Below are 13,410 nucleotides of genomic sequence, written 5' to 3' on the forward strand. Positions count from 1 at the left end.
CACCATGGACCAGTCCACCGCAGCGAGCTCGCTGTCGCCGCTGACGTCGTCGAACGGGGCGGCTGCTCCCCTGCTGGACATCTCCGACGACGGGGCGAACCCGATGGCCGCGGCCGCGCACGCGCACCACTCGTCCAGCAACTTCCCGGGAATCGCCGATTACGCGTTCCTGTCGGACTGCGAGACGAACTGCCTCATCGCCCCGTCGGGCGCGGTGGAGTGGATGTGCGTCCCTCGACCGGATTCGCCGTCGGTGTTCTCGGCGATCCTCGACCGGGCCGGCGGGTCGTTCCGGGTGTCGCCGTTCGGGGTGGCGGTCCCGGCCGCCCGCCGCTACCTGCCCGGCACCCTGGTCCTGGAGACGACGTGGCAGACCCCGACGGGGTGGCTCGTCGTCCGGGACGCCTTGATCCTCGCGCCCTGGCACAACACCGACGAACGGTCCAAGACCCACCGCCGGTCGCCCACCGACTACGACGCCGCGCATTGTCTGCTGCGCACGATGAAATGCATCAGCGGGACGGTCGACCTGCAGATGGCGTGCGAACCGGTCTTCGACTACGCCAAGACCGGGGGCACCTGGGAGTACACCGGGTCCGGCTACGACCAGGTCACCAGCACCGTGCCCGGCCAGCCGACGCTCACCCTGACCGGCTCGCTGCGGATGGGCGTGGAGGGCCGCTCCGCGATGGCCCGCACCAAGATGACCCGCGGCGACTCGCACTACCTGGCCCTGACGTTCTCGCCGCTGTCCCCGCCGGCCGACAAGGGCGAGGCGGCCGAGTGGATGGAACGGACCAGCGAGTACTGGCGACAGTGGTTGTCGCAGGGCGCTTTTCCCGATCATCCGTGGCGCGCGTTCCTGCAGTCGTCGGCCCTGGCCCTCAAAGGTCTGTCGTACGCACCGACCGGTGCCCTGCTGGCCGCGGCGACCACGTCCCTCCCGGAGACCCCGCACGGCGAACGCAACTGGGACTACCGCTACACCTGGATCCGCGACTCCACGTTCGCCCTCTGGGGCCTGTACACCCTCGGTTTCGACCGCGAGGCCAACGACTTCTTCTTCTTCATCCACGACGTGACTAAGGAGAACCCCAACGACCTGCAGATCATGTACGGCGTCGGCGGTGAACGCCGACTCGAGGAGCACGAGCTCGACTGGCTGACCGGTTACGACGACGCCCGCCCGGTGCGCATCGGCAACGGCGCCTACAACCAGCAGCAGCACGACGTCTGGGGTGCACTGCTGGACTCGATCTATCTGCACACCCGGTCCCGGGAGCAGATGCCCGAGGAGCTCTGGCCGATCGTCATCGCCCAGGTCGAGCAGGCCGCGGCGCACTGGCGGGCCCCCGACCGCGGCATCTGGGAGGTCCGCGGCGAGCCGCAGCACTTCACGGCGTCCAAGATCATGTGCTGGGTCGCGCTCGACCGGGGGGTGCGGCTGGCCCGGTTGCACGACTCCCCCTCGATCGCCGACAAGTGGCAGGCGATCGCCGACGAGATCCACGCCGACGTCCTCGCCCACGGCGTCGACGAACGCGGCGCCCTGGTGCAGCGTTACGGCTCGGACGCCCTCGACGCGTCGCTCCTGCTGGCCCCGCTGGTGCGCTTCCTGCCGCCGGACGACTACCGGATCCGTTCCACCGTCCTGGCCATCGCCGACGAGCTGACCCACGAGGGTCTCGTCCTGCGCTACCGGGTCGAGGAGACCGACGACGGACTGGCCGGCGAGGAAGGCACCTTCACCATCTGCTCGTTCTGGCTGGTCTCGGCGCTGGTCGAGATCGGTGAGGTAGAACGGGCCCGCGCCCTGTGCGAACGGTTGCTGTCGCACGCCTCCCCGTTGGGCCTGTACGCCGAGGAACTCGACCCGGTCACCGGCCGGCACCTCGGCAACTTCCCCCAGGCGTTCACGCACCTGGCCCTCATCAATGCCGTCACCCACGTCATCCGCGCCGAGGAGTCCAGCTACCAGCACGGTTTCGCCCCGGCCAACCGGTTGCGCTGAGACCCGTTCGGCGGCGTCAGCCCTTTCGTCGGGGTGATTCATCGGGCCGCCCCGCGGGCATCGGTGGCCCATGAGCGTGAATCTGCGGAACCTCGGCCGGGTCGCGGCGGTGTCGGCGGCGGCGGTGACCGCCCTGCAGGCGGCGACAGCGGTGACGGCGATCAAGGCGGGACGGCGGGACTACGCCGACGCGGTCTGGGGGCCGGGCCTGGCGGCGGTGGCCCTGGTCGGGGCGACGGTCGGGCAGGGCGATGCCGGCCGTCGGTGGGCGCTGGCCGGGGTGACGACGGCCTGGGCCGCGCGGCTGGCAACCTTGATGGGCAAACGTGTGAGCAAGTCCGACGAGGAGGATCCGCGGTACGCGGAGTTCCTTGAGGACAGCTCGACCGCGCAGGTCGTCACCAAGGTGTTCGTCACCCAGGGTCTGGCCCAGCTGCTGGTCTCCGCTCCACTGCAGCTCGCCGCGGCCAGCAGTCTGCCGAAGGGGCCACGGCGCTGGCTGGCGCCGGCCGGGATCGCGATCATGGTCGCCGGCACCGTCATCGAGGCGGTCGCCGACCGGCAGAAGGACGCCTACAAGGCCGCCAAGCAGGAAGCGAAGAAGTCCGACAAGCCGGACTCGGACGTCCCGCAGATCCTCGACACCGGTCTGTGGGGCTGGTCGCGTCACCCCAACTACTTCGGCGACTCCGTCGTCTGGGACGGCGCCTACCTCGCCGCGGCCGCATCGGCCCCCGGCGCCTGGACGTTTCCCGCTCCGGCCGCGATGACCTGGTTCCTGATCCACGCCACCGGAGCCAAGCGCACCGAGAAGCGGATGGCCGACCGGCCGGGCTACCGGGACTACCAGCGGCGCGTGTCGTTCTTCTTCCCCCGACCGCCGAAGGACTGACCTCAGCACCACGCCCGCGACCCGACGCGGACCACCCTCGTTGACGCTGATCGACTCCCTAGATCGGCACCTCCGTGCGGCTCCATCAGGCCGAGACGATCAGCGTCAGCCCACGTCGTCAGCGTCACCGAGGCGAGCCTGGCCCGAACCCGGCCGACTGTGCAACTATCTGCGTATGAATGCAGATAGTCGATCTAGCCGGTGCGGTCGGCTGCCGGACAGCGAGTACGTCGAGCTGGCGGTCGAGGTGTTCTCGATGCTGGCCGACGCCACCCGGGTGCGGATCATCATGGCGCTGCGGGACGCCGGTGAGCTGCCGGTCGGGCAGCTCGCCGAGATCGTCGGCAAGACGCCGGCCGGGGTGTCGCAGCACCTGGCCAAGCTGCGGCTGGCCCGGATCGTCGGCACCCGCCAGGACGGCAACCGGGTGTTCTACCGACTGGAGAACGAGCACGCCCAGCAACTGGTCGCCGACGCGGTGTTCCAAGCCGAGCATTCCCTGGGCGGGTCGCCCGCGCACCATCACCCGGAGTCCGCCGACCCACGCCGCCCCGCCGCGAACGGCCGGGCGACCAACGGCCGGGCTGCGCCGTGACGTGCCAAGCTCCCGCCCCACCGTCGAGCACGACGGCGCGAGACGGCGGCCGTGTCCTCGCCGCACCCCCACCGCTGTGGCGCACCGGCTGGCAGCTCCCCGAGGTGCGGTGGGCCGCAGCAGCTCTGGCCCTGTTCCTGACGGCCTGGGGTCTGCAGCTGACCGGGGCACCGGCATGGTCGTGGTGGTCGCTCTACCTGGCCTGCTACCTCGCCGGCGGGTGGGAGCCGGCCGTGGCCGGCTGGCAGGCGCTCCGCGAGAAGACCCTGGACGTCGACCTTCTCATGATCGTCGCGGCCGTCGCGGCCGCCTCGATCGGGCAGGTCTTCGACGGGGCGCTGCTCGTCGTCGTCTTCGCCACCTCGGGCGCCCTGGAAGCCGTGGTCACCCAGCGCACCGCCACTGCGGTGTCGTCGCTGCTGGACCTCGCCCCGGAACAAGCCACCCGGCTCGGCCCCGACGGTGAGCCGGACACGATCACGGCCGCCGACCTGCAGGTGGGTGACATCGTCCTGGTCCGGCCCGGGGAGCGCATCGCCGCCGACGGGACCGTCGTCGACGGCGTGTCGGACGTCGACCAGTCGGCGATGACCGGCGAGTCGGTGTCGATCCGGCGGGACGTCGGCGACCCGGTGCTGTCGGGGACGCTCAACGGGACCGGCGCCCTGCGGGTCCGCGTCGGCCGGGCCGCCGCACAGTCCGTCGTCGCCCGCGTCGTCGCCCAGGTGGAGCAGGCGTCGGCGACGAAGGCCCGCCGGCAACTGTTCATCGAGCATGTCGAGCAGCGGTACTCCTTCGGGGTCGTCGTCGCGACCCTCGCGGTGTTCGGCGTCCCCCTGCTGTTCGGCGCCGACCCCCAGGGCGCCCTGCTGCGGGCGGTCACCTTCATGATCGTGGCGTCGCCGTGCGCGGTGGTGCTCTCGACCATGCCGCCGCTGCTGGCGGCCATCGCCAACGCCGGGCGGCACGGCCTGCTGGTCACGTCGGCCACCGTCATGGAACGCCTCGGCCGCACCCAGGTGGTGGCCTTCGACAAGACGGGCACGCTCACGGTCGGGGCACCCCAGGTCCGCCTCGTCGAACCGTTTCCCGGCGCGACCGCCGATCAGGTCCTGCGGTGGGCGGCCGCGGTCGAGGCGCCCAGTGAACATCCGCTGGGGCGCGCGATCGTCGGCGCGGCCACCGATCTCGACGTTCCGTCCGTCTCGGGGTTCCGAGCCGTCCCCGGGGTCGGTGTGCTCGGCACCGCGGACGGGCACCGCGTCGAGGTGAGCCGCGACGATGACGCCCACGTGGAGCGGATCGGCACCGCGGTCCTGGTGCGCGTCGACGGTCGGCCCGTCGGTCGCATCACGCTGAAGGATGCGTTACGCGCGGACGCACCGGCCGCCGTCGCCCGGATCGATGCGCTCACCGTCGCCCCGGTGCATCTGCTCACCGGCGACAACGCAGCCACGGCTGCCGATGTCGCGGATCGGACGCACATCACCCACATCCACCCACGGCTGCTTCCGAGCGACAAAGCCGCCATCGTCGCCGATCTCGAGAAGACCGGCACACCGGTGCTGGTGGTCGGCGACGGCGTGAACGACGCCCCGGCCCTGGCCACCGCGAGTGTCGGCGTCGCGATGGGCCGGCACGGTTCGGATCTCGCCCTGGACACGGCCGACGCCGTCCTGATCCGCGACGACCTGCACGCCATTCCGGCGGTCATCGCCCTGTCGCGTCGGGCGCATCGGGTCGTCGTCGCGAACCTGGCCCTCGCGGCGTCGTTCATCGTCGTCCTGGTCGCGTGGGATCTGGTCGCCACCCTGCCGCTGCCGCTGGCCGTCGCGGGGCACGAGGGTTCGACGGTCCTGGTGGCGCTCAACGGCCTCCGACTGCTGCGCCACTCCGCGTGGTCTCGGGCCGACCGCGGGGGACTGCGGTGACCGACGATCACCGCGGTCACCGGCTCGGGGTGCGCAACCCCGGCGTCCAGGCGTCGCTGGCGGCGGCGGTCCTCTTCGGTGCCGGCACCCCGGCCGCGAAGCTGTTGCTGGACAGCGTGAGTCCCTGGCTGCTGGCCGGTCTGCTCTACCTGGGCTCCGGTCTGGGCCTGGCCACCATCCGGCTCCTCCGACGCGCCCCGCGGGTGCGGCTGTCCCTCGCCGACCGGTGGCCGCTCGCCGGCGCCATCCTGGCCGGGGGTGTCCTCGGCCCGCTGCTGCTGATGATCGGGTTGACCCGGCTCCCGGCCACGGGCGCCTCCCTGCTGCTCAACGCGGAGGGCGTCTGCACCGCGCTGCTGGCCTGGTGGGTGTTCCGGGAGAACGCCGACCGCCGGGTCGTGGCCGGGATGCTGGCGATCGTGGCCGGTGCGGTGGTGCTCACCGCCGCCGGAGGGGTCGGCATCGGGGCGCTCTGGCCGTCGCTGGCCGTGCTTGGGGCGTGCCTGTGCTGGGGGCTGGACAACAACCTGACGGGCCAGGTCGCGGTGCACGACGCGTCCTGGCTCGCCGCGGTCAAGGGTCTGGTCGCCGGCACCGTCAACCTGACCCTGGCTTTCGTGGTCGGGACCGCCTGGCCGCCGGCGGTGAACGCGGCCGCGGCGATGGTGGTCGGGTTCCTGGCGTACGGCGTCAGCCTCGTCCTGTTCATCGTCGGGTTGCGGCACGTCGGGACCGCGCGGGCCGGGGCGTACTTCTCGGTCGCCCCGTTCTTCGGCGCCGTCCTGGCCGTCGGGCTCGGCGAACCGGTGACCTGGCCGCTGCTGGTGGCCGGTGCCCTGATGGCCGTCGGGGTCTGGCTGCACCTGAGGGAGCGGCACGACCACCGGCACACCCACACCGCGACCGAGCACGAGCACTGGCACACCCACGACGAGCACCATCGACACGACCACGCCGAACCGGTCGCGCCGGGCACCCGCCATCAGCACCGCCACGCCCATCCGCAGCTCACCCACAGCCACGAGCACTTCCCGGACAGCCACCACCGCCACCGCCATTGATGCCGGTCGCGTGGTTCACATCTCGCCCGGTTGCGCATCTGGCCCGGGTCGGCACGGGGTACCAGCGGAACATGCGATCCCCTTCCCGCCGCGGCATGTCCGCCGACCACGTCGTCGTCATCGGAGCCGGACTGGGTGGCCTGTCGGCCGCGCTGCGCCTGGTGGGCGCCGGCCGGCGGGTGACCGTCGTCGAACGGGAGGACCGGCCCGGCGGCCGGGCCGGGATCCTCGACCTCGACGGCTACCGGTTCGACACCGGGCCCACGGTGCTGACGATGCCCGAGCTGCTGGACGACGCGCTCGCCTGCGTCGGTGAGGAGCTCAGCGATCGGGTGGAGCTGGTGAAGGTCGACCCGGCCTACCGGGCGCGGTTCGCCGACGGCACCGCCATCGACGTCATCACCGACGTCGACGCGATGTCCGCCGAGATCGCCCGGACGTGCTCGGCCTCCGACGCCGACGGCTACCGGAGGATGGTCACGTTCCTCGAGAAGATGTACCGGATCGAACGGCACGACTTCATCGACCGGAACCTCGACAGCGTCACCGATTTCATCGGACCCAGCGCCGTCAACGCCCTCAAGCTGCTGGCCCTGGGTGGGCTCCGCCGGCTGGACGGCCGGATCGGCGACTTCGTCAAGGACGACCGGCTGCGGCGCATCTTCTCGTTCCAGGCCATGTACGCGGGGCTCGCCCCGCACGACGCCCGGGCCATCTACTCGGTCATCGCCTACATGGACTGCGTCAAGGGCGTCTGGTTCCCGAAGGGCGGCATGTCCGCGGTGCCGGCCGCGCTGGCCGCCGCGGCCGCCGACGCGGGGGTCGAGTTCCGCTACGGGACGTCCGCGACCCGCATCGAGACCTCCGGCGACCGGGCCGTCGCCGTGCACACCGCGGACGGGGAGCGGATCGCCGCGGACGCGGTCGTCGTCAACGCCGACCTCCCCGTCGCCTACCGCGAACTGCTCGACCCGCAATACACCCCGCGCGGCGTCAAGCGGCTGACCTATTCGCCGTCGTGCGTGCTGCTGCATGTCGGCTCGTCGGCCACCTTCCCCGACACCGCGCACCACACCATCGATTTCGGCCACGCCTGGCAGCAGACGTTCGACCAGATCATCAAGACCGGGCAGACGATGAGCGACCCGTCGTTCCTGGTCAGCAACCCGTCGCAGACCGACCCGTCGCTGGCCCCGGACGGGAAGCAGACGTACTACGTGCTGTTCCCGTGTCCGAACACCATCACCGGGGCCCACATCGACTGGGCCACCGAGGGTCCGCGCTACCGCGACGAGATGGTCGCCACGCTGGAACGGCGCGGCTTCCCGGGCTTCGGTGACGCCATCGAGGTCGAGCGACTGGTCACCCCGGCCGACTGGCAGGCGATGGGGCTCGCCGCGGGTGCGCCGTTCGCTGCCGCGCACACCCTGCGGCAGACCGGCCCGCTGCGCCGGCCGACGCTGGACCCCAAGCTGGGCAACGTGGTCTTCTGCGGGTCCAACACGCAACCCGGCGTCGGGGTGCCGATGGTGCTGCTCTCCGGTCGGCTGGCCGCACAGCGCATCGTGGGCGATCGGGCCGCTGCGTGACCCGGACGACGGAGGACCGGACGATGCGCGGAGTGCATCGCGGGGACGCGGTGGATCGCGAACTGGACGCCGCGGGCATCGACGCCCCGGCCCTGCGGGCCGACTACCGGCACTGCCGGGGGCTCGCCGCCGAGCACGGCCGGACGTACTTCCTGGCCACCCGGTTCCTGCCGCCGGACGCGCGGCCGGCGGTCCATGCGCTGTACGGGTTCACCCGGACCGCCGACGACATCGTCGACGACGTCGACGCCACCACGGAGGCGAAACGGGCCGGGCTGTCCGTGCTCTCGGGTCAGCTCCGGGACGCCCTGCTCGACGGACGGAGCGCCACCGATCCCGGCGTGGATCCGAGTGTCCGCGCCGCCGCGGACGTGGCCCGCCGGTACGAGCTGCCGTCGGACTGGTTCGAGGCGTTCCTGCACTCGATGGCCATGGACCTGACCGTGACCGGTTACGCGACCGAGGCCGACCTCGACGAGTACGTCTACGGCAGCGCCGCGGTCATCGGCCTGATGGTGACGCCGATCCTCGGGACGGTCGGTCCGCGATCGGTGGCCGAGCCGGCCGCGGCCGAGCTGGGGGTCGCCTTCCAGCTGACGAACTTCCTGCGGGACGTCGGCGAGGACCTGCGGCTGGGCCGGGTCTACCTCCCGGAGGACGTGATGACCGCGTACGGGGTGGACCGGGAGCTGCTGGCCGCCGAGGACGGCCACCGTCCCGTCGACCCGCGGGTGCGAGCCCTGCTGACCGACCGGATCGCGGACACCCGCGCCCGGTACGAGACGGCGGAGGCCGGGATCGGGCTGCTCGCGCCCCGGGGCCGTCGCTGCGTGCGCGTCGCCTATCAGCTGTACGGGGACATCCTCGGGGCCATCGAGCAGGCCGACCTGCAGGTCTTCGGCCCCCGGGTCCGGGTCAGCCGGCGGCGCCGGGCGTCGGTGGCCCTGCGGACCCTGCTGGCCCGGACGGTCTGAGGGCCTCCGCGCGGCCGTCGGTGCACCGCGGCTGACGCTGATGAACTCGGCTGGCGCTGATCAAGAATGCGATTCAGCAGCCACTACGGTCCGCACATGCGCACTTCGTCAGCGTCGACTCACCAGGGCAGCGCCAGCCCACCAGGACAGGGTCAGCGCTCCGAACCGGCGTCGACGGGCCGTTCGACCGGACCACCCCGCCGGAACCGGCCGTAGCGCATCCACAGCACCAGGGTGAGGGTGACCAGCCCGAAGCCGAAGCCGATGTCCTCGACGGGCGCGAAGAAGACGCGGAGGCCGAGGATGCCGCTGGGGGCGTACTGGACGATGCCGAGCCCGGTGAGGATGCCGTTCACGATGAACTGGAAGAACAGCACGATCCCGTAGGACGCCCAGAACAGGCGCGTGGTGAGCAGCCGGGTCCGCACGATCCACAGGTCGACGACGACAGCGACGACCACGGCGGTGATCGACGCCCACGTGTAGATCAGGGTCGGGGTCACCGGCTGGCCTCCACGTCCTGGCTCGGCGCGACGGTCGACGGTGGGCGTGACCAGATCGGCGGCCGCCCGGCGGCGTCGGCGGCCCGGCCCCAGTCGGGGCGGACGTGCCGGACGCCCTCGATGGTGAGCAGCCCGCACACGGGGATGACGAGGAAGAACAGCCACTCCTCGAGCGGCATCCCGGCGAGCCACAGGCCGACGAGGTGGTTCTCGTCGAACCACCACCAGCCACCGGCCGTGGCGAAGTAGTCCCAGGTCAGGAACATCGCAGAGATGGGGAGGACGGCGAGTAGGGCCCCGGTCCAGCGGCGGTAGACCCGGGCCCGCAGGGCGAATTCCAGCGGCAGGGTGCCGATGACGCAGGCCGCCAGCACGGCGAGGTAGGTCCAGCCCGTCACGTCGCCGATCACTCCTGTCCGTCTCGGTACCGTCCGTCAGGGTTTTCGAGCGGGGGTCACCCGCCGGAGCCCCACCCGACCGATCGTACGGAAGGGGCCGCGGACGGCCCGTCGATCACCCAGGGCTGCCGGGTGAGCGGCTCACCGGATGTCGGAGGGGGTGTGAGCGCATCCGATTCGGGAACACGGGAAGTACGCCGGGTGACCGCGTAATCCGACATGATGGACACGACATCGGGGTCGACCACTCGTCAGACACCGACCCTCGGGCCCTTCGACGGCCGGCGCGGGTCCCGGACGAAAGGCACTGCGTTGTGGCTCCTGCGTCGACTTCCCCCCGCCCCGACGGACTGACCGCTGCCGTCGAGCAGTCGTTGCGGGCGGCTGTCGACCGGCTCGGCGAACCGGGCCGGTCGGGGGCCCGCCGGGTGATCGATGCCGGCGGCAAGCGCCTGCGGCCGGATCTGGTCCTGCGGTGCGCGGTGCTCACCACGGACGGACCGGCCGGGGATCCGAGCCACGACGACGTCACGGTGCAGGCCGCCGCCGCGGTCGAGCTCCTGCACAGCGCGACCCTGCTGCACGACGACCTGCTCGACGACGCCCCGACCCGTCGGGGGGTGGGGACCGTGCACGAGGTCGAGGGCCCGGCGACCGCGATCCTGGCCGGTGACGCGCTCATCGCCCAGAGCTGGCGGCTGGTGGCGGCGGCCGGGGCTGCGTGCGGGGACCTGGCCGACGCGCTGGCCGACATGTGTTCCGGTGAGCAGCGGCAGTCCCTGCTGTCCTTCGACGCCGATGCCGGGCCGTTGGACGTGTTGCGGGTCGCCCAGCTCAAGACGGGTGCCCTGCTGCGCGCGGCGGCCCGGATCGGGGGTCGCCGGGCCGGGCTGTCGGAGGCGCAGGTGCAGGCCCTCGGCGCGTTCGGATCCGACCTCGGCGTGGCCCTGCAACTCACCGACGACCTGCTGGACGTCGCGGCATCGGCGGAGGCGGTGGGCAAGCCGTGTGGGGCCGACTTCGTCGGCGGCACCGTCACGATGCCGGCGGTGTACGCGATGGCCGCGGGAACGTCCGACGCGGCCGAACTGCGGGATCTGCTCCGGCCCGGTCTGACCGTCCCCGAGGCCGACCGGGCGTTGGCTCTGCTGCGGGCCGGCGACGGGGTCGCCCGGACGGCCGGCCTGGCCCGTTCGTTCGCGCGGCGGGCCGGGCGGGCGATGGTCCAGGTGACGACGCTGCCCGGACCGGCCGTCGACGGCGGTCTGGTGCGCGCCCTGGCGTCCGCTCCGCTGGAGTACGTCCAGTCCCAACTGCAGGCCCCGATCGGCGACCGGGCCGAATCGGGCGCCAACGCCGACGACAACGCGCTGCTGATGGCCCTGGTCGACGACGGACGCAGCGACCCGACCCCGACCGCCGGGGCGACGGGCGACGGGGCGGCCACCGGATGACGTCGGGAAGTGAACGGGCGGCTCGCCTGGGCGCGGTCGTCCGTTCCCGGGTGTCCGCGGGCGTCCGGAGCGGGGCCGAGGACGTGTTGCGTGGCGGGCTCGACCAGTTGGTGCGTCGCAACCTGCGGGGGGTGTGGACGTCGGGGGTGGTCCCGTCGGGGCCGGCGGTGTGGGCGGCGAACCATCACAGCTGGTGGGACTTCTTCGCGGCAGCGGCGGCGCTGCGGGCGCGCGGCCGGGACGACGTCGGCGTGCTGATGGACGCGACGAACGTCGGACGGCGGGCCCTGTACGACCGGGTCGGGGTGGTGCCCACCGATCGGCTGCGCACGGCCGTCGACATGCTGCGCTCGGGCATGGTGCTAGTGGTCTTTCCCGAGGGGCGGCTGTGGCCGAGCGGACCGCTGCGCGAGACCGCGCCCGGCGCACGGTGGTTGGCCGATCGGTCGGGCGCCGCGCTGCACGCGGTGGCCACTCGGGTGGTGCTACGGGCCCAGCAGGCGCCCGAGGCTTACCTCGACATCTCGCCGGGGGTCCCGTCGGGGGCGGCGGAGCCCGACGAGCTGACCGGGGAGCTGACCCGGCGGTTGGCGGACCTGGATGCGGCACTGGCCACGGCCGATCCGGAGCGTCCGCTGCCGGGCTTCGACGAGGTGGTCGGCGGAGTGCGCAGCTGGAACGAACGTTTCGCGCGGCGGGCCGAGCGGTGACCGCGCAGCCCGCCGGGGAGCCGACCCCGCCGACCTGCCCGGTGTCCGGGGTGGTGCGGGACGCACCGTCCGCCGCGGCTCCCGCAGGGTCCGGTCCGCTGGCCCGGCCGCAGGGACTTCCGCTCGTCGGGCACCTGCCCCGCTGGACGTCGGACCCGTTGGCGCTGCTGCAGGAGGGCGCGGCCCGGGGGCGCACCGGTGGGCGACGGGCCTTCGAGATCAGGTTGTGGCGCCCGGTCACCGTCGGCTGGTCACCGGCGTGGAACCGGGCGGTGCTGGGCGATCTGGCGACGTTCCGCAGCCGGGGCAGTCTCAGTCAGATCTCGCCGTACCTGTCGGCCGGTGTGGTGGCGCTCGATCATCCGGACCATCGGGCACGGCGGGCGGCGATGAACCCGACCTTCCACCGTCGGGCGGTCACCGCGGCGTTCGCCGACCGGTTCGGTCGCATCGTCCGCGCTCATCTGCCGACCGGCGATTTCGACGCGGGTCGGTGGTCGTCGACGGTGGTGCGGTCGATGCTGACGGCGGCCTTCTTCGGCGACCGGATGCCGCCCGACGAGCTCGCGTCGTTCGTCGCGCCCCTGGATCAACCGATGCCGGGGCCGCTGCTGCGACGCCCGGTCCGCATCAGCCGGATGAACGCCGCGCTGCGCCAGGTGTTCCAGGCTCCGCAGCCGGGCACGCTGGCCGAGCTGTTCGCCGAGCTGCCCGACGGGGTCGAGGAGGCCCGGGTCGCGGTGGCCGCGGCCTACGACACCACCGCGCACAGCTTGGCTTTCGCGTTGTGGGAGCTTGCGGACCGGCCGGATCTCAACGACCCGGCCCGGACCGCGGCGGTGGTCAAGGAGGCGCTGCGGCTCTATCCGTCCGGGTGGATCGGCAGCCGGGTCGCCGCGACCGACACCGAGGTCGACGGCCTGCTGGTGCCGGCCGGCCGCATGGTGCTCTACAGCCCGTATCTGACGCATCGTGACCCTGACCTGTGGCCGGATCCGGAGGCGTTCCGACCGGAGCGCTTCGACGGCCCCCAGCCGGCCTGGGGCTATCTGCCTTTCGCGGCCGGCGAGCGGACGTGTCTGGGCGCCGGCCTGGCCACGCTGATGTTGCGGACCGCGGTCGCCGGTTTCGCCGACGCCGACCTCGAGCGGGTGTCCGGCACGGGCAAGGTCCGCGGCGGTCTCACCCTCGCACCGGCCGGGCCGTTGCGGCTGCGTCGCCGCCGACGTTTCGGGTGAGTCGGTCCGGGCCCCGCTCGCGGCCGTCGACCGACTCCAGGATGCCCGTTATGT

Annotated in this window: 12 protein-coding genes; 10 read left to right on the plus strand and 2 right to left on the minus strand. The window is 72.5% G+C overall.

Translation table 11 applies throughout. The features are described from left to right. The first annotated feature begins 4 nt into the window (after positions 1–4). The 7 genes from FDO65_RS17525 to FDO65_RS17555 all read left to right on the plus strand — a co-directional run bounded on the left by FDO65_RS17525 (position 5) and on the right by FDO65_RS17555 (position 9,053). On the plus strand, positions 5–2,011 hold the full coding sequence (locus tag FDO65_RS17525; RefSeq protein WP_137451031.1) for a glycoside hydrolase family 15 protein: 2,007 nt from the start codon (positions 5–7) through the stop codon (positions 2,009–2,011). A 70-nt stretch (positions 2,012–2,081) separates the two neighbouring features. Then, on the plus strand, positions 2,082–2,903 hold the full coding sequence (locus tag FDO65_RS17530) for a DUF1295 domain-containing protein (RefSeq protein WP_137451032.1): 822 nt from the start codon (positions 2,082–2,084) through the stop codon (positions 2,901–2,903). A 175-nt stretch (positions 2,904–3,078) separates the two neighbouring features. After that, a complete protein-coding gene (locus FDO65_RS17535; RefSeq protein ID WP_137451033.1) occupies positions 3,079–3,498 on the plus strand; it encodes an ArsR/SmtB family transcription factor in 420 nt (139 codons plus the stop codon). Then, positions 3,495–5,429, plus strand: a complete 1,935-nt coding sequence (locus FDO65_RS17540) for a heavy metal translocating P-type ATPase (protein WP_137451034.1) — start codon at positions 3,495–3,497, stop codon at positions 5,427–5,429. The genes FDO65_RS17535 and FDO65_RS17540 overlap by 4 nt, the downstream gene beginning before the upstream one ends. Further along, positions 5,426–6,490 carry a DMT family transporter gene (locus FDO65_RS17545; protein WP_137451035.1) on the plus strand — a complete coding sequence of 355 codons (1,065 nt, stop codon included), beginning with the start codon at positions 5,426–5,428 and terminating at the stop codon, positions 6,488–6,490. The genes FDO65_RS17540 and FDO65_RS17545 overlap by 4 nt, the downstream gene beginning before the upstream one ends. A 71-nt stretch (positions 6,491–6,561) precedes the next feature. Continuing rightward, a complete protein-coding gene (gene crtI / locus FDO65_RS17550; protein ID WP_137451036.1) occupies positions 6,562–8,079 on the plus strand; it encodes a phytoene desaturase family protein in 1,518 nt (505 codons plus the stop codon). A 23-nt stretch (positions 8,080–8,102) separates the two neighbouring features. After that, on the plus strand, positions 8,103–9,053 hold the full coding sequence (locus FDO65_RS17555) for a phytoene/squalene synthase family protein (protein ID WP_137451037.1): 951 nt from the start codon (positions 8,103–8,105) through the stop codon (positions 9,051–9,053). Positions 9,054–9,205: 152 nt separating this feature from the next. On the opposite strand, the gene FDO65_RS17560 is transcribed toward FDO65_RS17555, so the two are convergent. Together FDO65_RS17560 and FDO65_RS17565 are read right to left on the minus strand one after the other, a co-directional pair. Next, a complete protein-coding gene (locus FDO65_RS17560) occupies positions 9,206–9,556 on the minus strand; it encodes a lycopene cyclase domain-containing protein (protein WP_240757695.1) in 351 nt (116 codons plus the stop codon). Next, positions 9,553–9,954 (minus strand): lycopene cyclase domain-containing protein, encoded by a 402-nt coding sequence (locus tag FDO65_RS17565; RefSeq protein ID WP_137451038.1) that lies wholly within the window; start codon positions 9,952–9,954, stop codon positions 9,553–9,555. The genes FDO65_RS17560 and FDO65_RS17565 overlap by 4 nt, the downstream gene beginning before the upstream one ends. 314 nt (positions 9,955–10,268) lie before the next feature. On the opposite strand from FDO65_RS17565, the gene FDO65_RS17570 reads away from it, so the two are divergent. The 3 genes from FDO65_RS17570 to FDO65_RS17580 are packed head-to-tail and all read left to right on the plus strand — an operon-like array spanning position 10,269 to position 13,356. Then, positions 10,269–11,408, plus strand: a complete 1,140-nt coding sequence (locus FDO65_RS17570) for a polyprenyl synthetase family protein (protein WP_137451039.1) — start codon at positions 10,269–10,271, stop codon at positions 11,406–11,408. Further along, positions 11,405–12,118: a 1-acyl-sn-glycerol-3-phosphate acyltransferase gene (locus FDO65_RS17575; protein ID WP_137451040.1), complete on the plus strand. Its 714-nt coding sequence runs from the start codon at positions 11,405–11,407 to the stop codon at positions 12,116–12,118. Before FDO65_RS17570 ends, FDO65_RS17575 begins: the two co-directional genes overlap by 4 nt. After that, entirely contained in the window at positions 12,115–13,356 is a 1,242-nt protein-coding gene (locus FDO65_RS17580; protein ID WP_205850137.1) for a cytochrome P450, read from the plus strand. The genes FDO65_RS17575 and FDO65_RS17580 overlap by 4 nt, the downstream gene beginning before the upstream one ends. The last annotated feature ends 54 nt before the right edge of the window (positions 13,357–13,410 follow it).

This window comes from Nakamurella flava, assembly GCF_005298075.1.
Lineage (GTDB): Bacteria > Actinomycetota > Actinomycetes > Mycobacteriales > Nakamurellaceae > Nakamurella > Nakamurella flava.